Origin of the sequence: Actinopolyspora biskrensis, from assembly GCF_013408175.1 — a bacterium.
GTDB lineage: Bacteria > Actinomycetota > Actinomycetes > Mycobacteriales > Pseudonocardiaceae > Actinopolyspora > Actinopolyspora biskrensis.
In genome coordinates this window covers 578,792-596,905 of record NZ_JACBYW010000003.1, presented here as the reverse complement: position 1 = coordinate 596,905, position 18,114 = coordinate 578,792, and the positions used below count along the sequence as shown (strand labels likewise).

The 18,114-nt window shown below is 69.4% G+C and carries 19 protein-coding genes; 11 read left to right on the top strand and 8 right to left on the bottom strand.

The features are described from left to right. Positions 1-47: 47 nt before the first annotated feature. The gene (locus FHR84_RS11165) at positions 48-260 is read right to left on the bottom strand and encodes a hypothetical protein (RefSeq protein ID WP_179534937.1); all 213 of its coding nucleotides are present in this window, start codon (positions 258-260) and stop codon (positions 48-50) included. Between the two features lie 111 nt (positions 261-371). Here FHR84_RS11165 and FHR84_RS11160 point away from each other — a divergent pair, with 111 nt between their 5' ends. The 3 genes from FHR84_RS11160 to FHR84_RS11150 all read left to right on the top strand — a co-directional run bounded on the left by FHR84_RS11160 (position 372) and on the right by FHR84_RS11150 (position 3,262). Continuing rightward, positions 372-1,244: a helix-turn-helix domain-containing protein gene (locus FHR84_RS11160; protein WP_246300426.1), complete on the top strand. Its 873-nt coding sequence runs from the start codon at positions 372-374 to the stop codon at positions 1,242-1,244. Continuing rightward, complete coding sequence (locus tag FHR84_RS11155) at positions 1,241-1,432, top strand: DUF397 domain-containing protein (RefSeq protein WP_179535376.1); 192 nt, start codon at positions 1,241-1,243, stop codon at positions 1,430-1,432. Before FHR84_RS11160 ends, FHR84_RS11155 begins: the two co-directional genes overlap by 4 nt. A gap of 969 nt (positions 1,433-2,401) precedes the next feature. Next, on the top strand, positions 2,402-3,262 hold the full coding sequence (locus FHR84_RS11150) for an SAM-dependent methyltransferase (RefSeq protein ID WP_179535375.1): 861 nt from the start codon (positions 2,402-2,404) through the stop codon (positions 3,260-3,262). Between the two features lie 182 nt (positions 3,263-3,444). On the opposite strand, the gene FHR84_RS11145 is transcribed toward FHR84_RS11150, so the two are convergent. Beyond that, the gene (locus FHR84_RS11145; protein WP_246300425.1) at positions 3,445-3,942 is read right to left on the bottom strand and encodes a GNAT family N-acetyltransferase; all 498 of its coding nucleotides are present in this window, start codon (positions 3,940-3,942) and stop codon (positions 3,445-3,447) included. A 200-nt stretch (positions 3,943-4,142) separates the two neighbouring features. Here FHR84_RS11145 and pyrE point away from each other — a divergent pair, with 200 nt between their 5' ends. The 3 genes from pyrE to FHR84_RS11130 all read left to right on the top strand — a co-directional run bounded on the left by pyrE (position 4,143) and on the right by FHR84_RS11130 (position 6,648). Further along, positions 4,143-4,682: an orotate phosphoribosyltransferase gene (gene pyrE, locus FHR84_RS22415; protein WP_179535374.1), complete on the top strand. Its 540-nt coding sequence runs from the start codon at positions 4,143-4,145 to the stop codon at positions 4,680-4,682. 127 nt (positions 4,683-4,809) lie between these two features. Continuing rightward, positions 4,810-5,472, top strand: coding sequence for a TrmH family RNA methyltransferase (locus FHR84_RS11135; protein WP_179535373.1), 663 nt, complete (start codon positions 4,810-4,812; stop codon positions 5,470-5,472). A 237-nt stretch (positions 5,473-5,709) separates the two neighbouring features. Beyond that, the gene (locus FHR84_RS11130) at positions 5,710-6,648 is read left to right on the top strand and encodes a DUF368 domain-containing protein (RefSeq protein WP_179535372.1); all 939 of its coding nucleotides are present in this window, start codon (positions 5,710-5,712) and stop codon (positions 6,646-6,648) included. Between the two features lie 261 nt (positions 6,649-6,909). Here FHR84_RS11130 and FHR84_RS11125 read toward each other — a convergent pair whose 3' ends face one another. The 3 genes from FHR84_RS11125 to FHR84_RS11115 form a co-directional block, all read right to left on the bottom strand. Then, positions 6,910-7,131, bottom strand: coding sequence for a hypothetical protein (locus FHR84_RS11125; protein WP_179535371.1), 222 nt, complete (start codon positions 7,129-7,131; stop codon positions 6,910-6,912). Between the two features lie 255 nt (positions 7,132-7,386). Then, the gene (gene nagA, locus FHR84_RS11120) at positions 7,387-8,550 is read right to left on the bottom strand and encodes an N-acetylglucosamine-6-phosphate deacetylase (RefSeq protein WP_179535370.1); all 1,164 of its coding nucleotides are present in this window, start codon (positions 8,548-8,550) and stop codon (positions 7,387-7,389) included. A 613-nt stretch (positions 8,551-9,163) separates the two neighbouring features. Then, the gene (locus FHR84_RS11115; protein WP_179535369.1) at positions 9,164-9,748 is read right to left on the bottom strand and encodes a SigE family RNA polymerase sigma factor; all 585 of its coding nucleotides are present in this window, start codon (positions 9,746-9,748) and stop codon (positions 9,164-9,166) included. Between the two features lie 96 nt (positions 9,749-9,844). Here FHR84_RS11115 and FHR84_RS11110 point away from each other — a divergent pair, with 96 nt between their 5' ends. The 3 genes from FHR84_RS11110 to FHR84_RS11100 all read left to right on the top strand — a co-directional run bounded on the left by FHR84_RS11110 (position 9,845) and on the right by FHR84_RS11100 (position 11,960). Then, complete coding sequence (locus FHR84_RS11110; RefSeq protein WP_179535368.1) at positions 9,845-10,126, top strand: YciI family protein; 282 nt, start codon at positions 9,845-9,847, stop codon at positions 10,124-10,126. A 92-nt stretch (positions 10,127-10,218) separates the two neighbouring features. Continuing rightward, on the top strand, positions 10,219-10,635 hold the full coding sequence (locus FHR84_RS11105) for a DUF3151 domain-containing protein (protein WP_179535367.1): 417 nt from the start codon (positions 10,219-10,221) through the stop codon (positions 10,633-10,635). 212 nt (positions 10,636-10,847) lie between these two features. Further along, positions 10,848-11,960, top strand: coding sequence for an FUSC family protein (locus FHR84_RS11100; protein WP_218862646.1), 1,113 nt, complete (start codon positions 10,848-10,850; stop codon positions 11,958-11,960). A 58-nt stretch (positions 11,961-12,018) separates the two neighbouring features. Here FHR84_RS11100 and FHR84_RS11095 read toward each other — a convergent pair whose 3' ends face one another. Together FHR84_RS11095 and FHR84_RS11090 are read right to left on the bottom strand one after the other, a co-directional pair. Beyond that, positions 12,019-12,672, bottom strand: coding sequence for an HNH endonuclease family protein (locus FHR84_RS11095; protein WP_179535365.1), 654 nt, complete (start codon positions 12,670-12,672; stop codon positions 12,019-12,021). Positions 12,673-12,831: 159 nt separating this feature from the next. Beyond that, the gene (locus tag FHR84_RS11090) at positions 12,832-13,536 is read right to left on the bottom strand and encodes a hypothetical protein (RefSeq protein ID WP_179535364.1); all 705 of its coding nucleotides are present in this window, start codon (positions 13,534-13,536) and stop codon (positions 12,832-12,834) included. Positions 13,537-13,681: 145 nt separating this feature from the next. On the opposite strand from FHR84_RS11090, the gene FHR84_RS11085 reads away from it, so the two are divergent. Further along, positions 13,682-14,968 carry an adenylosuccinate synthase gene (locus tag FHR84_RS11085; RefSeq protein ID WP_179535363.1) on the top strand — a complete coding sequence of 429 codons (1,287 nt, stop codon included), beginning with the start codon at positions 13,682-13,684 and terminating at the stop codon, positions 14,966-14,968. Positions 14,969-15,384: 416 nt separating this feature from the next. Here FHR84_RS11085 and FHR84_RS11080 read toward each other — a convergent pair whose 3' ends face one another. Then, on the bottom strand, positions 15,385-16,503 hold the full coding sequence (locus tag FHR84_RS11080) for a glycerophosphodiester phosphodiesterase family protein (RefSeq protein ID WP_179535362.1): 1,119 nt from the start codon (positions 16,501-16,503) through the stop codon (positions 15,385-15,387). A gap of 186 nt (positions 16,504-16,689) precedes the next feature. On the opposite strand from FHR84_RS11080, the gene purD reads away from it, so the two are divergent. Beyond that, the gene (purD, locus tag FHR84_RS11075; protein ID WP_179535361.1) at positions 16,690-17,973 is read left to right on the top strand and encodes a phosphoribosylamine--glycine ligase; all 1,284 of its coding nucleotides are present in this window, start codon (positions 16,690-16,692) and stop codon (positions 17,971-17,973) included. The last annotated feature ends 141 nt before the right edge of the window (positions 17,974-18,114 follow it).

Genomic DNA, 18,114 nt, shown 5'->3' with positions numbered 1-18,114 from the left:
CATGGTCCACTGCTCGTGCGCGGCCCACGTGGCCAGCTCGCCCGGCCTCATGACTGACCCCGGATCGCCGCATCCAGCACGTCCCGCAACTCGCGGGCCTGGGCAACCGTCCACCTGGTGCGGTTGAACACTGTCGGCGTCTTGATCCGGATCACCTCGGGCGTCCGTTCCGAGCGGTACACCCGCAGCGACGAGGGCCCGGACGCATCGGTGCACTCCACCCGCACGCCCAGGCCGGACAGGTCATATCTGTGTGCCATTCGGTAGCCTCCTTGCTACGGTTCGTCGCCAATAGGTTGGTTAGGAACCACTCTGATGGTTCAGATCCACTCGTGCAATACTCCGATCGCGTGATCCAGTAAGCGCGAAGATTGTTCTACGATTGGTTCATGACGGGAACCAGGCCAGGAAGCCCGAAAGCGCGCACACTCGGCGCTGAACTGCGGAAAGCTCGTGAATCAACCGGCACCGGAGTGCGCGAACTGGCTCGTAGGCTCAATATCGGGCACGCGTGGATCACCCGAACCGAGACCGGCGTCCGCACCGCCACACCGGAGGACGTCGCCGGTATCACCGTCGCGCTCGGACTTTCAGCAGCAGAGCGGGACCGACTCACCGAACTGGCACGCGAGAGCGATGGGCCGGACTGGCTGCGAGCAGGCATTCCCGGTGTCCATCAGGAACTCGTGACACTCATCGAGTACGAACGTACCGCCTCAGCGATTATCGAAGTCGCTCCGCTGCTCGTTCCGGGACTGCTACAGACAGCCGACTACGCCCGAACCGTGATGGCGACCTCGCATGGACCGGAGCAGGAAACCCGCATCGCGATGCGAGCCAGCCGCCGCGACATCCTCACCAGCAGGCAGGCTCCCACGTTCGAGGCGATCATCATGGAACGCGCTCTCACCGAGCGCATCGCGTCACCGGAAGTCATGGCCGACCAGCTACGACACCTCGAAAAGCTTGCCGAACTCACCAACGTGACACTGCGGATCATTCCGGCGAATCCTGGTGCGTGGACCTCCGCGCACAGTGGCCAGTTCATGCTGATCGAGTTCCCACGCGCCGCTCCGATCGTGCATCTCGAACACCTCGGCTCGGCCGCGTTCCTCACGGCTCCCCACGCTGTAGACATCTACAAGGACGCTGTAGGTAACCTGCGCGATGCGGCGAAGGCCCCGGAGCAGGCAGCGGAGTTCATCGCCGCACGCGCAGACGAATTCGAGGAGAGCATACCGTGACACAACAGCCCGCAGGATGGCGGAAGTCCACTCGCTCCAGCAACAATACCGCCTGCGTCGAGGTCGGCCGCATCGGCGACGGTGCCGCGGTGCGCGACACCAAGGACCGCGGCCTCGGCTACTTCACCGCCGACCGGCAGCAGTGGCAGGCGTTCCTCGACGCGGTGAAGACCGACCGCTTCGAGTGAAGCACCCACCACGACCGCGCCCCCGGCCCGACGAGGTCGGGGGCTTGGTGTATGTAGGGGGAGTGCTACGCCCCTTCCCCGCAGAGTCGGATTTCGGCAAGTGGGACGCTCTGCCTGCGGACCCCTCGGACGGTGAGATCGACTACTCGAACGAGGATGTCGTGGACGCGATCCGACGCCGTGAGCTCCTCAAGGAGCAGTGGCGAGCCGACCTGGACTATCCCAAAGGGGTGTGGACGCCCGAGCAGATCGAGGCACATCCCCAGTGGGCCGAGGCGTGGCGCAACTGGCTCCTACGCCGCTCGTGGCAGGGCGTCAGCTTCACCAACACGTGCATCCGCGCTTGGTCCCGCAAAGACCGACCGCCCCCATCGACACGGGGGCGGCCATCGTTATTCCATCTCGCCGCGGCACCGCTCGCACAACGCGGAGTCCCGCTCGGCATCGCGCCCGCACATCGAACACGTGCCCGTCATCTGCGATCACTCCGACAGGGCAGTGGATCGCGGACGACACCGAGTAGGACCGCCAACCGACAACCGAGCGACAGCACTACGACGAACGGGGCCTACCCGAACTACTCGCCGGGGTCGGCCTCGCGGGCATACTCGATCAACCCGTCCGGGATCAGCTTCCCGGCGATGTACATCTCTGCCGCGCTACGGAGCACCCGCGCGAGGCTGCCGTCGGGGCCTGGTGCGCGTCGGGGGAGGTGTCACGTCCCCTTCCGCGCGGACTCGGGCTCCGGTGAGCGGAACGGCCCGCTCGGTACCCGCTCGGAATCACTGGCCACTCCTCGAAAATGAATTCTGGTCACTTTTCTTTTCGGGGCGGGGAACGCCGGTTCCGGGATCGTTGCTAGTTTCTCGAAAAGACGACGGTGATCGACCGAAAAGCGATGCCGCGGTATCCGCCTGTCTCGGCCGCCCCGTTCCGCCACGACGATCCGCGAAGAACCGGAGAACATCAATGTCGAACCGAACCGAGGTGGGGGCCGCTGGTCCCTCTCCCGACGTCGAGAGCGCCTACGGGCTGTTCGCACCGCTGGCGGAGAAGTACTGGGGACCCGATCTGCACAACGGGTACTGGTACGGCAGCGAGGACGACACCTCCCTGGAGGACGCCTCGGCACGGCTGACCGAGTTAGTCGCCGACCGGCTCCGCGCCGGACCGGGGGACCGGGTGCTGGACGTCGGCTGCGGAAACGGCCGGCCTGCCGTTGCGGTGGGAAGCCGCACCGGGGCCGCGGTAACCGGGATCGACGTCAACAGGAGCGCGCTGGGGGCGGCTGCCGAGCACGCCGCGGCCAACGGGGTCGGGGACCGGGTTTCCTTCGAGTGCGCGGACGCGCTCGACCCTCCGTTCCACCCGGGAAGCTTCGACGCCGCGCTGCTGATCGAGTCCTCGCTGCACTTCGAGCTGGACGAGCTGCTCCCGAGTCTCGCCCGGATGCTGCGCCCCTCGGGACGGCTGGTGCTGGAGACGCCCTACGCGAAAGTGCCGCTGACCGAACGGACGCGCCGGAGGACCGCCGAGTACTACGAGATGATCCAGGCGGTCTCGTTGGACACCCTGCCGCGCCATCTCGAGGTCGCCGACGCTGCCGGGCTGGAACCGGTGGAGTTCGTCGACATCACCGAGAACACGGCACAGACGTGGCCGCGCGCCCTGGAGCGGTTGCGGGAGCACTGGTCCGAGATCGAGCGGGTGCTCGGCTCCGAACTCGCCGAACGCGCCGTGCGCGTGGTCGACGACTGGCGCGCCATGCCGGAGGTCGGGTTCATGGTCATGACGCTGCGCCGTCGCGAGCGTGCTCCCGGATCGGACTGAGCGGTGTCTTCCGCTCTCCTCCGTCGTGAGTGCCCGGGTGGTGTGCTTCGGAGCCGGAGAAAGACCCGGGGCGACCGGCAACTCGGCCGGAGAGCTTCATGAGGCGCATCGCGGGTTCGTGGCCCCGGAAGAACGGGGAGCGGGAGCCACGAACCCGCGTGGTCTGTGCGCGGGTCCGGTCGTCACGCTTCGCTCGCGGCGACTTCCACGGGGCGCTCGGGCGTCTTGATCCACTCGAGGCTGGGGGCGGCGAACAGGCTCACCGTGGTCAGCTCGGTGAATCCGAGCGAACGGGCGAGCAGCTTGGACTGCCGGTTCGCGGTGGCGATGTCGGCGACCACCCTGGTGGCCCCCGCGCCGTAGAGCGCCCGGATGGTCGCGTCGGCGAGCTTGCTGGCCAGTGCTCTGCCCTGGAACCCGGGACGCAGCGCGATCCACTCGACGTGCCCCCAGTGCTGGTGGGTCAGAAAGGGCATGGAGGCCAGGATGAATCCGACCACGGCGCCCTCGGAGTGGGCCACGTGGCAGGCCTCCGGCTGCTGGTCCAGGTGTTTCGCGATCGCGCTCAGCGACCAGGTGGAGTACGGGAATTCATCGGTGTCGAAAACGTCGTTGCCCGTTTTCAGCACTTCCGGGGCGTCCTCGTACGTCATGGGACGTATATCAGCGATTGATGTCATGGCGGGAATAGTAACCTCCGGGATTTTTTTGTTCGCGTATCCCTGATGTACACACTTTCGAGTGAAGCGTTTCTATTTTGTCGGAATCGTGAATCCGTTCTGTTGTTCCGGCTATCACTCCGGCGGGGGAGTAGCGATATAGATCGTTCGGGTGGGCGGTATGCTTTCCCGCCGTGGAGGAACAACCCGCGCAAACTACGGTGGATCAACAGAGCCGCGACAGGCTCGCCGGACTCGTTCGGGACCTCACGGTCGTGCACGAGCCGGTCACCCTGTCCTCGGGTAGGCGGGCGGACTACTACGTGGACCTGCGCAGAGCCACGCTGCACCACGGGGCGGCACCGCTGATCGGCACCCTGCTGCGCCGGCTCACGGCGGACTGGGACTACACCGCGGTGGGCGGGCTCACGCTCGGAGCGGACCCCGTCGCCGCCGCCGTGCTGCACGCGAGCGGGCCGCCGCTCGACGCCTTCGTGGTACGCAAGGACACCAAGCAGCACGGCATGCAACGCCGCATCGAGGGACCGGACGTGACCGGTCGCGGGGTTCTCGCGGTCGAGGACACCTCCACCACGGGAGACAGCGTGCTCACGGCCGTCGAGGCCCTTCGCGAGGCCGGCGCGGAGATCGTGGGCGTGGCCACCGTGGTGGACAGGGACACCGGCGCGCGCGAGGCCATCGAGGGGGCCGGGCTGACGTACCGGTCCCTGCTGGGACTCGCCGATCTGGGACTGGCATGACGGCGGTGGCTCGGCAGTGCACGCGCGGGACCGCGCCACGGGTCCCGGAGGAGGTGCGGTGACTCCGGAGCGTGTCTCCGCCGCGGACGGCGGAACGGAGAACGAAGAACGGAATTCCACTGAACGAGTGAGTACGGAGCAGGCGTCGGTCGAGCCGGGCCCGACCGAGTGGGGGACCGCGCCCGTCGGTGTCGGCCCCTGGGAAGGGGAGTGGCCGGACGACGAGCGCTACGACCCCGAACTGCTCGAGCACGGGGACCGGCGCAACGTCGTGGACCAGTACCGGTACTGGCACCGCTCGGCCATCGTGGCCGACCTCGACCGCCGCAGGCACGGCTTCCACGTGGCCATCGAGAACTTCCAGCACGACCACAACATCGGAACGGTCGTGCGGACGGCGAACGCGTTCGCCGCGCGGGCCGTGCACATCGTGGGGCGCCGGAGGTGGAACAGGCGTGGAGCGATGGTCACCGACCGCTATCAGCACGTCAGCCACCACCCTGATCTCGACGAGCTGCGCGCCTACGCCGACGGGAACGGGCTGCGGATCGTCGCGGTGGACAACACCCCGGGGGCCGAGCCCGTCGAGCGGGTGACGCTGCCGCGCGACTGCGTGCTGCTGTTCGGTCAGGAGGGACCCGGCCTGGGGGACGACTCGCGGCGGATCGCCGACCTGGTGGTCTCCATAGCCCAGTTCGGTTCCACCCGTTCGATCAACGCCGGGGTGGCCTCGGGGATCGTGATGCACACCTGGGTGCGGCAGCACGCCGAACTCGGGAACTCCTGGTGACCGGTTCCGGGCCGAGGTCGTTCCGCCCCCCGGAGCGGAAACTCCCCGGGGCGGGAGCCCCGGGGGTGTCGCCCTGGTAGCGAACCGTTCACGAACCGGTGGCACCATGAGGGCATCTCCACCGCGTGGCATCCACGCGAGCCGGACAATCCACGTGGAGCACTCCGTGGGTGGATCCTCCCGGTGACCGCTGAAGGAAGCCGGTGTCAGCCGACGTCCCAAAACGAAAAGCAGGTCATGGTCAAATCAGCACGCTCGTATCTGGCTAATCTGGTCCGAGGGGGACTGATCGGCACCGCCGAGGTCGTTCCCGGGGTGAGTGGCGGAACGATCGCCTTGGTCACCGGTATCTACGAAGCCCTCATCGGCTCGGCCGGTCATCTGCTCAGCGGGCTCAGAATCGCGGTGGCCGACGTCCCGCGCGGCGCGGGACTCTCCAGGGCCTCCGCCGAACTGCGGCGGGTGCGCTGGGACGTGGTGCTTCCGGCCCTGATCGGTCTGGTCTGCGCCGCGTTGCTCGCGGCCAAGCTGCTGGAGCCGGTGCTGCACGACCACCCGGTCTCCTCGAACGCGGTGTTCTTCGGGCTGGTGCTGGCCTCGCTGTGGGTGCCGATCTCGATGGTCGGACGTCCGTGGCGGCTGGGGGACGTGCTGACCGCGGTCGTGGTGGCCGTGCTCGCCTTCGCCCTCACGAGCCTGCCGCCGACCTCGCTCGCGCCGCACCCGGTGTTCGTGGCGCTGGCCGCGGCCGTTGCGGTGTGCGCCCTGGTGCTGCCCGGGGTCTCCGGCTCGTTCTTCCTGCTTTCGTTCGGGCTGTACGAGACGACGATCTCGGCGCTCAACGACAGGGACCTGGGCTACATCGCGACCTTCGCCCTCGGGGCGGTCATCGGCCTGGGGCTTTTCGTCAAGTTGCTGCAGTGGCTGCTCGAACACCGCAGGCGGATCACCCTGGTGGTGATGACCGGTGTGATGGCCGGTTGCCTGCGGGCGCTGTGGCCGTGGCAGACCGAGGGACGTGCCCTGCTGGCCCCCTCGGGCGACGTGGGCGTGGTCGTGTTGTTCTTCCTGCTCGGCGTGGCCCTGGTCACCGCGATGCTGCTCGTCGAACGCCTGGTGCTGCGCAGCAGAACGACGGCCGAGTCCCCGACGGAGCAGATCACCCGAGTGAGCTGAGCTGTGTCCGGGTTCATCGGTTCGGTCTGCGTGGGTGCTCGCTTGGCGGAACCTCAGCCTGCGCCCGGCTGCGGGTGCCCCGACATCGGGTAGCGGCCTACACGACGTCGGGGCCGTCCTCGCCGGGCACTCGGCTGAGAACCCGCGGCGGCGCGAGTTGCTCGGATGGTGGGTTTCGGCGTTGGGCACGCCGAGGCGAAGTCCTCGTCAGACGTTCCGGGAGGGGCGGCACTCGGTTCGCGCGGACGGTTGCGCGGCGGTTCAGAGCAGCGTGAGCACTCCGACCACCGCCCCCGCCGCGATTCCGAGCAGGAGAGCGAACAGCAGCACGCGCAGCACGGGCAACCGCCGCGGTTTCGGAGGCCGCGGCGGGGCGGGAGCCGCCGGGCTCGCCGGCTGAGCGTTGCCCGTGGCCTGCGCGTGCAGGGCCGCGGACAGCATCCGCTCCGGAGGCTCGTTCTCGCCGCTCTTCGAGGCGTTCATGCCTTCATCATGCCTCCTGTCCGTGGAGGAATTCGATCGTGAGTGGACGTGGTGACCGCACCAGCCCCGCGCTCACTCGCGATCGTCCCAGCTGGGAAGCAGGAACCACCGGGCGCGAGGCCGCCGGGAAACCCCGACCCCGGTGCGGCGGGGAGGAAGTCGATGTAGGCCCGGCTCGCCCGGTGGTGCGTCGCCGGTGGACCCCCGGAACGGGGACGACGTCCCGGAGCCGGGCGGACCTTCCTCCCGGCGCGCTCATCCGGGCTCCGCGACCGGGGAGACCCGGGCGCCGTCCTTGAACACCTCGGTGGTGCGCAGCTCTTCGTCCAGCACCACCAGGTCGGCGGCCAGCCCGGAGCGGATCGAGCCGACCCGCCCGGACAGCCCGAGCAGCTCGGCGGGCCTGGTGGAGCAGGCCGCCACCGCCTCGGTCATGTCGAGCCCACAGCGCCGGACCAGGTTGCGCAGCGCGGCGTCCATGGTCAGCGTGCTGCCCGCCAGTGAACCGTCCTCCAGCCGCGGTTCCCCGCCGGAGACGGTCAGCGGCAGCTCGCCGAGTTCGTACCGACCGTCGCCCGCGTCGGTGGCGCTGATCGCGTCCGTGACCGCGACGGTCCGGGCCGTTCCCGCGTGGCGGGCGACCAGCCGCGCCACGGTCGGGTGCAGGTGCACCATGTCGCAGATCAGCTCGACGGTCACCCTCTCGTCGTCGAGCAGCGTGCCGACCGGCCCCGGTTCGCGGTGGTGCAGCGGGCGCATCCCGTTGAAGAGGTGGGTGGCCACGGTGGCCCCCGCGTCGACGGCGGCTTCGACCTGCTCGGTCAGCGCGTCCGTGTGGCCGATGGCGGCTGTGACCCCCGATGCGGAGAGATGGCGGATCGCTTCCACCGCCCCGTCCAGTTCCGGGGCCAGCGTGACCATCCGGATCGCTTCGCCTCCGGCGTCGAGCAGCTCGTCGAGGGGCTCCCGGTCGGGCGGGCGCAGCATCGACGTGTCGTGCGCGCCGCAGCGCACGGAGGAGAGGAAGGGGCCTTCCAGGTGGATGCCCGCCACGTCCCCGTTCGAGACGGGACCGAGCAGTGTTCGTATCTGCTCACGCAGCCGGGGGATCGAAGTCGTGACCAGGCTGGCCACCATCGTGGTGGTGCCGTGGGAGCGGTGCGTGGCCACCGCCCGGTCGATCTGCTCGGGATCCTGACTGGTCAGTGAACCACCGCCGCCACCGTGACAGTGCACGTCCACGAATCCGGGCACGATCCAACCCCCCGTGAGCTCCACGGGCCGGTCTCCCGGGGCGGGGCCCTCGCCCACTTCGGCGATCCTGCCGTCCGCGATGCGGACCCAGCCGTTCTCCAGGACTCCTTCGTCGGTGACGATCCGGCCGCCGATCGTGGACGGCGCGGTTGGTTCGGTGCTCACGGTGTCGGCGTTCCTTCCAGGTGGGGAGGCGGCGGTGCGCACGGGACCGGAGGTCGGCGTGCGGCATCGAACCGGGCACCCCGTGTTGCCGGGCGGGTGTTCGAGTGCGCGTCCGATCCTGCGACATCGATCCTACTTTGGTCTACACCACCTGTGTCAGACGTTAGGGGGATGGTCGGCGGCTGGGTTGGAGTGGCGGTGCGGGTGGGGGAACCTCGGTCGGGGTCTCGCTGCGGGATCCTCGACATCGGGTAGCCACCTGCACCACGTCGAGGCCGTCCTCGCGAGACCCGGGACTGAGAACCCGCGGCGGCGCCGATTGCTCGGGCTCAGAGCGCCTGCGTTGGAGTGGCGCTCTTGGTCGGGAGTTCCTGGCCGGTGTTTCGGCGCTGCGGCGCCGAAGGGGAACTCTGCGCACTCCCGGTAGAAGGTTCCGTTCGACGCGAGTGCTTCAGCCTAGCCAGGACGAGAACATCCGGTGCGTGAGTCGGATGCATTGCCAGGCGGGGCCGCTCGCCGCGTGGTGGCTACTCAAGAGCGGCCCAACGCAGCAAGGCGCCGACTCACGTGCCGGCTAACCGACCACCTACACGGGCCGTCACGAGCACTGACCTCAGGAAGTGCCGAGATGTTTCTGCAGGGCCTCCAAGGCCCGACTGGCCGTCGACTTCACCGTGCCCTTGGAGACGCCGGTGGCCTCGGCGATCTCGCCTTCGGACATGTTCCCGTAGTAACGCAGCACGAGAACCTCGCGCTGACGCCGCGGCAGGTGGCCGAGGGCCGTGACGATCGCCTGGTGCTCGGTCGACAACATCGCCAGTGACTCCGCGGAGCGCGCGTCCGGCTGATGCGGAGGTTGGTACTCCCGCGCGGTCTTGCGGCGCCGCAGCACCGAACGGCTGCCGTTGACCACGGCCGTGCGCAGGTAGCCGACGGCGGCCTTGGCGTCGCGCAACTGGGCCCAGTTGCGGTACAGCCCGGTGAAGGCCTCCTGGACCACGTCCTCGGCGGTGGCCGGATCGTCCACCAGCAGGATCGCGAGCCGCACCATGCGCATCTGCTGCTGGCGGTAGAGGTCCTCCAGCCTCAGCGGTGCCTCGGTGGTCTCCTCCTGCTCACCCGAACCGTCCAGGGTGCGTAGGTGGCCGAGAGTGCGCTCGACCGAGCGTTCGATTCCGCTGGTTCCGTCCCCGATCACGATTCCGCAAGGTACCGTCCGCGAGGGGGGCGCGTCTGCTCACCCGGTAATGTCCGCAAGGAACTCGTTACAAACGCTCACGCGAGGAGCCCCCGCATGACCACGTTCGTCGTCGAGATCCGCTACGGCAGCGATCGGGACCTGCTCGAACGGACCCGGCCCGCGCACCGCGAGTACTCGAAATCCCTGGCGGAGCAGGGATTCCTGGTCGCCGCGGGGCCGTTCGCCGACGACACCGGAGCGATGCTGGTCTACGACGTGGCCGACAGGTCGGCGCTCGACGCCCTGCTCGCCGAGGACCCTTACACCACGGAGGGGGTGCTCTCCGAGACCACCGTGCGGGAGTGGAGCCCCGTGACCGGCAGCTGGTTGGCCTGATCCGACTGCTCTCCCCGGAGCGAGCGGCCTCCCGCGACGGGCGGTCCTTCGGGGAACGGATCGTTCGGGTGCCTTGCTGGCAGGATGTGGCCATGACGACGCAAGGAAACCTGCTGGAACCTCCGGAAACCCTGCTGCCGGAGGACACCGCCGCGCAGACCGAACTCGACGAGGGCAACGCGGCCAACGAGGTCGCCGCACGTCACCCCACCTACAGCGCGGCGTGGGCGCGGCTCGCCGAGCTCGCTCTGGACTCGGGAGAAGCGGTGGCCGCGTACGCCTACGCCCGCACCGGTTACCACCGTGGGCTGGACTCGCTGCGCAAGGCGGGGTGGAAGGGCTTCGGCCCCGTCCCGTGGAGCCACCGTCCGAACCGGGGGGTGCTGCGTTCCGTCGCGATGCTGGCCAAGGCGGCCAAGGCCATCGGAGAGGACGAGGAGTACGAGCGCTGCCGCCAACTGCTCCTCGACAGTGATCCGGAGTCGCTGGAGCCCAACGGGATGAGCTGACCGAGGGTTCACGGCTCGGTCTGCCCGGGTGCTCGGGTGGTGTCTCGACGTCGGGCACGCGGAAGGGACGATCCGGGAACTTCGGGACGTTTCGCGCGAAACCGTCACCCTGGAGCGATTCCGGAAGGGACGTTTCGCGCGAAACGTTCAACAGCGGGTGACGGTCTCGCTCACCGGGCGTTCGCCCGCCTGGACGGGGCTACCCGGCGTGGTTGACGGAGAATGTCGACGTGCAGCGATTGCGCCAGGAACTCAGCAGGCGGGGGCGCCGCCTGCTGCGAACGGGCATCCCCATCGTGCAGTGCGCCGTGGCCGCCGGGCTGGCCTGGCTGCTGGCCCGGCACGTGGTCGGGCACCCCCAGCCGTTCTTCGCTCCCATAGCCGGGGTGATCGCCCTCGGCGTCTCCCTGGGGCAGCGGTTGCGGCGCGCCGCCGAGCTGGTCGTGGGCGTCAGCGTGGGCGTGGGCGTGGGCGACGTGCTGATATCGGTGATCGGTACCGGCCCGTGGCAGATCGCCCTGGTGGTGGCACTGGCCATGAGCACGGCCGTCCTGCTGGACGCGGGCGGGGTCATCGTCATGCAGGCCGCGTCGTCCTCGGTGCTGGTCGCGACCCTGCTGCCTCCGGCCACGATGGGTGGGCTCAACCGCATGGTCGACGCCGCGATCGGTGGTCTGGTGGGGTTGGTGGTGGCCGCTCTGCTGCCGCAGAACCCGCTGGCCGTCGCCCATCGGCACGGGCGCGTGGTCCTCGGTCAGCTGACCGACGCGTTGCGCGGGATTTCCGCCGCCATGGCCAGCGAGGACATCGAGGCGGCCTCGGACGTGCTGGCCGGGGCGCGCAAGAGCCAGCGTTCGGTGGAGGAGCTGCGTTCCGCACTGACCACCGGCAGCGAGATCGCCCGTTTCGCGCCGATCCGCTGGCACCGTCGTGCCGACCTGGAGCGCTACCAGACCGCCTCCACCCCGATAGACCGGGCGCTGCGCAACACCAGGGTGCTGACGCGGCGCGCGCTCGCGGCGCTGCGGGACAACGAACAGGTCCCGCGTCCGCTGCCCGGGATGCTGGAGGAACTGGCGGGCGCGGTGGTCCTGCTGCGCGACGAGCTCGCCGACGGGACCGATCCGGTGCGCACGCGCGAGGCGGCACGCGCCGTCGCGCGGAGGACCACCGTCCGGCTGCTGTCCGAAACGGACTTCTCCATGCAGGTGGTGGTGCTGCAGACCCGTTCCATCGCGGTGGACCTGCTGCAGGCCACCGGGCTGGGGCGCTCCGAGGCGCTGGCCGAGCTGCCTCCACTGCACCCCGAGTCGGACCAGCGATGACCGGAGTGCCCCGGGTTCCCGCTCGGGCGGACACAGCGGAGAGCAGCGGTCCGGTTCGTCAGCACCCCTGGAGGACGTCCCGAAGCGTTTTCTTCTCCTCGGTGGTCACGGACAGCTCCCAGTTGTGCTTGGTGCCCGTCCAGGCGGCAGCGTAACCGCAGTGGACGCTCTCGTCCGGAGGGAGCCACTCCTCGGGAGGATCGTCGCCCTTGGACTGGTTCACGTTGTCGGTGACCGCGACGAGCTGCGGCCCGTCCAGGTCGTTGGCGAAGTCCTCGCGCTTGTCGGTGCTCCACTCCGAGGCCCCCGAGCGCCACGCCTCGCCCAGCGGAACGATGTGGTCTATGTCCAAATCGGATGGATCTGTCCACGTCCCGCCGTCGTACCAGCTGTTCCACTCGCCCGAGGTCGGATAGCAGTCCCGCCCGGTGTCCACGTCCGTTCCTTCCCGGATGAGCACGCGCTCGCGCACGTTGCAGTTCCGCCCCTCGGCCTTCGCCCAGTGCGGGAACTCGTCCCTGTCGTAACCGTCCATCGACCCCTCCGGGGCGACCCGCAGCTCGTCGAGCAGGTCCGCGGCCTCCGCGGCGCTCGGAGTCCCCGGCGGCGCCGCCTCGTACTCGGTTGCGGTTGACGGCCCACCGCAGGACAGCGTGGCCAGCAGCGGCAGGGCGGCCAGGATCGCGGCCGCGGTCTTTCTCGGGACTGACATGGAGCTCTTCCGGTTCCGGGACGGTGCCGTCCTGATCATCCGGCTCCCGGAGCGGGCCCCGCAATACGATGATCGGTGATTCGTGTCGCGGCTCGTGGTCCCGGGGCCTTCTTCGGCGCCGCCTGCGCCGTCACACGAACCGAGCTGACGAAGCCCTGACTAGGGGCGGACCAGCAGCAGGTCCCTGGTGTGCCGGTACCAGGCGCAGCGGGTCAGCGGCCTGGGGTGGGCCACCCCGTCCCGGTACACGGTGGCCTGTTCGAAACTGGCCTGCACAGCTCGGCCGCCCGCCGTCTCCCGGCGCCGTCGCAGCAGACCACGGTGTGTGACCCTGGTCACGAGACCGTCCGTGACCGGCGCGGGCTGCGTCGCGAGCGGATCGTCGGTCGGTTCGGGCAGTGCGGAGGCCCCCGGATCGGGGAACACCTCCACCGACCGCGCGGGGCCGTGCAGCACACGCCGGTCGTCGCAGTAGATCTGCCCGGTGATCGGGTCGATCGTGCCCAGCCCGAGCAGCACGCCCCCGGAGTCGTCCCTGATGAGGGGGGTGGGGCGGGCGGTCCCGTCCAGCGCCTGGTCGAACCGGCCCGCCGGGACCGACCACAGTTCACCGGCGGGCGACTTCTCCACCGGAACGTAGCCGACGGCCAGCTCGTCCAGCAGGCCCTTGCGGAGCAGGCGCAACACCACGGCGGCGAGATCCGCGTCCGTGCCGTGCACGACAACGCGCCCCTCGGACTCCGCGAGTATCGGATCGACGTCGGTGCGTGACGGCTGGGCGGGGAGTTCGAACCATCGCAGACCCGCGCGTGTCGGGCGTGTTTCGATGTCGACGTTTCCGCAGGATAGTGCGGTGGTAGTCACGTTACGCTCCTGGTTTACCCTGATCGACCGGCATTGGCAGGTGCCGGGCCTTCCTTGGAGTGGCGGCGCAGACGTGGCCACCGACAGCGATGACCCGCCGTTACCAGTTGCACAGACCGCCTCCAGTGACAGGTTGGAGTTTCACATGCCGGCAATCGTGTTGATCGGCGCCCAGTGGGGTGACGAGGGAAAGGGTAAGGCGACCGACCTGCTCGGCGAGCAGGCGCAGTGGGTCGTGCGCTACCAGGGGGGAAACAACGCCGGGCACACCGTGGTGTTGCCGGACGGGCAGGACTTCGCGCTGAAGCTGATCCCCTCCGGGATCCTCAGCCCCGAGGTGCACAACGTCATCGGGAACGGCGTGGTCGTCAACCCGGAGGCGTTGCTCGAGGAGCTGGACGGTCTGGAGGCGCGGGGGGTCGACACCTCCAAGCTCTCGCTGTCGGCGGACGCGCACCTGGTCATGCCGTACCACGTGGCCATGGACAGGGTCACCGAGCGCTACCTCGGCAAGAAGCGCATCGGAACCACGGGGCGCGGCATCGGCCCCTGCTACCAGGACAAGGTGGCCCGCGTCGGCGTCCGCGTCCAGGACGTGCTGGACGAGAAGATCCTGCGCCAGAAGGTCGAGGCCGCGCTGGAGTACAAGAACCAGGTGCTGGTCAAGGTGTACAACCGGCGTGCCATGGACCCCGACGAGGTGGTCGACACCGTGCTCGCGCAGGCCGAGCGGTTCGCCGGTCGGGTCGCCGAGACGAAGCTGATGCTGGACCAGGCGCTCAACCGGGACGAGACGGTGCTGCTGGAGGGTTCGCAGGGCACGCTGCTGGACGTGGACCACGGGACCTACCCGTTCGTGACCTCGTCCAATCCCACCTCCGGAGGTGCGTGCGCAGGCGCGGGAATCGGTCCCAGCCGGATCGACTCGGTGGTCGGCATCCTCAAGGCCTACACCACGCGGGTCGGTTCCGGTCCGTTCCCCACCGAACTGAACGACGCGGCCGGGGAGAACCTGCGCAAGGTCGGTGGCGAGGTCGGCGTGAACACCGGCAGGGACCGGCGCACCGGCTGGTTCGACGCGGTGATCGCCCGCTACTCGACCAGGGTGAACGGCATCACCGACTACTTCCTCACCAAGCTCGACGTGCTGTCCGGGCTGGAGACGATCCCGGTGTGCGTCGCCTACGACGTGGACGGGATGCGCACCTCCGAGATGCCGATGACCCAGACCGGGGTTCACCACGCGGTGCCGGTCTACGAGGAGATCCCCGGCTGGCGCGAGGACATCAGCGGAGCCCGGACCTTCGAGGACCTTCCCCCCAACGCCCGGGCCTACATCGAACGGCTCGAGGAGCTGGCCCAGGCGCGGATCTCGGCGATCGGGGTCGGTCCCGGAAGGGAGCAGACCATCGTGCGCCACGCGATTGCGTGACCGTTCCCGGTGCGGGTTGCGTGGCGGTGCGGGTGGCGGAACCTCTCGCGGGCTCTCGCTGCGGGTGCCCCGACATCGGGTAGCGGCCTGCACGACGTCGGGGCCGTCCTCGCGAGAGCACCACGAGAGAACCCGCTGCGGTGCCGGTGACTCAGGCTCGTAAGCGCTTTCGTTGGACAGCGCCCCTCGGGCGGGAGTGCCGGTCCAGGTGCTCTGCGCACTTCCGGTGCAAGGCCGCACCCCAACGCGAGTGCTGTGAGCCTGACCAGGACGAGAAGCTCCGGTGCGCGAGTCGGATGCATCGCAAGGCTGGGCCGCTCGTCGCGTGTGGCTACTCAAGAGCGGCCCAACACAGCAAGGCGCCGACTCACGTGCCGGCTAACCGACTCACCAAGCAACCGGCACCGCCGACCCTTTCACTCACGGGCGCGCACGGCGATGTCGGGCTGGTCGGCGAACACCGCGTCGACCCCCGTGGCGAAGAGCGCGCGGAGGAAGCCGAACACGTCCCCGTAGGCGCTTTCTCCGCCCGCGCCGCGGAAGTCGGCGGGCAGGAAGGTGTTCTCGGCCCGAACGGTGTAGGGCAGCACCTTCAGCCCCGCCCGGTGGGCGTGTTCCACCAACCGCGTCGGCTCCTCCAGGTACCCCTGCTCGTCCCTGGGCAGGATCATGGTGCTCACCGGGGCCACCCAGTCCGCGTACTCGGCGACGTCCCGCAGCCCCGCGGGCGTGACCATGTCGGCGTAGGTGCGCGGGTCCCCGCTCTCCACGAAGTCGTACGGGGCCCCGCTGCTCCAGACCAGCTGGACCAGGTCGACCCGCAGCCGCCGGTCCAGCCGGCGCAGGTTGCCCACCTCGAAGGACTGCACCGCGACCTCGGCGTGCGGGTCGTTGAGCCCGTTGCGGTCGAGCGCGCGCACCAGGCGGGGTTCCACGGGAAGTCCCACCGAGCGGAAGTAGCTCGGGTGCTTGATCTCCGGTGTGATCCCGATCCGCCTGCCGAGCTCGTGGGACAGCTCCCGTTTCAGCTCGATGACCTCCTGGAGGGTCGGTATCTCGAAGCGGCCGTCGTAGACCGTGTTCCGCTGCCGGATCTCGGGGAGCCGCTCGGTGGCGCGCAGCGTCTTCAGCTCGTCCAGGGTGAAGTCCTCGGTGAACCAGCCGGTGACCGATTCACCGTCGACGACCTTGGTGGTCCTGCGGTCGGCGAACTCGGGGTGCCGCTCCACGTCGGTGGTGCCGCTGATCTCGTTCTCGTGCCTGGCTACGAGCGCGCCGTCCTTGGTGGGGACGAGATCGGGCTCGATGTGGTCGGCCCCCATCCGCGCGGCCAGTTCGTAGGAGGCCAGGGTGTGCTCCGGGCGGTAGCCGGACGCGCCCCTGTGGCCGAAGACCTCGATGGACTCCCCCTCGTCGGGATGCCGTGGTGCGCCCTGCGTGGCACCTGCCGAGGGTGCCAGAGCGCAGACGGAGAGCGCGGACAGCGTCAGGGCGCACAACAGCGCTCCCGCGCGTGGTCGGGTTCTGCTCCGCACGGCGGAGTACCTCCTCGTGAAGGGGCCGGTGTTCAACGGAGGGCAGTATCCCGCACGGCCGGGTGCCGCGCGATCAAATGTGTACTTACGTACTTCTACGTCGCGGTGAACTCTTCGCGACTCGCTTCACCCGTTCGGCGGGGGTGGGCGGTTGTTCTCCCCACCCGAAGCTTTACGCTGCGGGGCGTGCGCATCCTCGTGATTGGTGCAGGCGGCAGGGAACACGCGATCGTGCTGGCGCTTTCCCGCGACCCCGCGGTGACCGCTCTGGCATGTGCTCCGGGCAACGCGGGAACCTCGGTGCTCGCCGAGTCGTATCCGGTCGACGTGTCCGATCCGGCCTCGGTGACCGAACTCGCCGTCGGGTGGCGAGCCGACCTGGTGGTCCTCGGCCCGGAGACCCCGTTGGTCGCCGGCGTGTCCGATGCGCTCCGCGCCGAGGGGATCGCCTGTTTCGGCCCTTCCAGGGCCGCCGCGCGCATCGAGGGGTCCAAGGCCTTCGCCAAGGACGTGATGCTCTCGGCCGGGGTGCCGACGGCGCACAGCGAAACGGTGGACAACCCGGCCAAGCTGGACGCCGCGCTGGTCAACTTCGGTCCGACCTGGGTGGTCAAGGACGACGGGCTGGCCGGCGGCAAGGGCGTGCTGGTCACCGAGGACTTCGACGCGGCCCGCGCGCACGCGTTGAAGCTGCTGGAGGACGGGCACCCGGTACTGCTCGAATCGTTCCTGGACGGCCCCGAGGCCTCCCTGCTGTGCCTGGTCGACGGCTCGACCGTGCGTCCGCTGCTGCCCGCGCAGGACTTCAAACGGGTCGGCGACGGCGACGTCGGCCCGAACACCGGTGGCATGGGTGCCTACGCCCCGCTGCCGTGGGCGGACGAGGAGCTGGTCGACGAGGTGGTGCGCACCGTCGTCCAACCCACCGTCGACGAACTGGCGAACCGCGGGACCCCGTTCTCGGGGCTGCTCTACGCGGGATTGGCGCTGACCTCGTCCGGTCCGCAGGTCGTCGAGTTCAACTGCCGGTTCGGTGACCCGGAGACCCAGGCGGTGCTCGCGATGCTGCGCACCCCGTTGTCGGGTCTGCTCGACGCGGTGGCGCGAGGTGAGCTGGCCGAGCAGCCCGAACCGGAGTGGCTGCCCGGTGCGGCCGTGACGGTGGTTCTCGCGGCGGAGGGCTACCCCGGACGGCCGCGTGTCGACGAGGTGATCGGTGGTTCCGACGCCCCCGGGGTGCTGCACTCCGGCACTCGGGTCCGCCCGGACGGGAGCGTGGTCTCCGCTGGTGGCCGGGTGCTGTCGGTGGTGGGCACCGGAGCGGACCTGGAGTCCGCGCGGGAGGAGGTCTACCGCCGGGTCGATGCGGTGCACCTGCCGGGTGCGCACTACCGCACCGACATCGCGGCCCGCGCGGCCCGGGGCGAGCTCACCCTTCCCCGGAAGAGCGGTTCCACCCGGAACTCCTGAGCGGGCCTGCTGCTCGATTCGCCCGAGGGGTCGGGCGGGGGAAAGCGGCTGCGCCGCTCGCCCGACGACCAGCCCGAGGTTTCTCGAACGCGCGGGACCTCGCCCGGGACGAGTTGTGGGACGCTGGCGGGGACGGCTTCA

Excerpts from the sequence above, each read along its gene's own strand:
- FHR84_RS11165 (WP_179534937.1), bottom strand. The coding sequence starts at position 260 with ATGGCACACAGATATGACCTGTCCGGCCTGGGCGTGCGGGTGGAGTGC.
- FHR84_RS11150 (WP_179535375.1), top strand. The coding sequence starts at position 2,402 with ATGTCGAACCGAACCGAGGTGGGGGCCGCTGGTCCCTCTCCCGACGTC.
- FHR84_RS11145 (WP_246300425.1), bottom strand. The coding sequence starts at position 3,942 with ATGACATCAATCGCTGATATACGTCCCATGACGTACGAGGACGCCCCG.
- FHR84_RS11130 (WP_179535372.1), top strand. The coding sequence starts at position 5,710 with ATGGTCAAATCAGCACGCTCGTATCTGGCTAATCTGGTCCGAGGGGGA.
- FHR84_RS11125 (WP_179535371.1), bottom strand. The coding sequence starts at position 7,131 with ATGAACGCCTCGAAGAGCGGCGAGAACGAGCCTCCGGAGCGGATGCTG.
- FHR84_RS11110 (WP_179535368.1), top strand. The coding sequence starts at position 9,845 with ATGACCACGTTCGTCGTCGAGATCCGCTACGGCAGCGATCGGGACCTG.
- FHR84_RS11105 (WP_179535367.1), top strand. The coding sequence starts at position 10,219 with ATGACGACGCAAGGAAACCTGCTGGAACCTCCGGAAACCCTGCTGCCG.
- FHR84_RS11095 (WP_179535365.1), bottom strand. The coding sequence starts at position 12,672 with ATGTCAGTCCCGAGAAAGACCGCGGCCGCGATCCTGGCCGCCCTGCCG.
- FHR84_RS11085 (WP_179535363.1), top strand. The coding sequence starts at position 13,682 with ATGCCGGCAATCGTGTTGATCGGCGCCCAGTGGGGTGACGAGGGAAAG.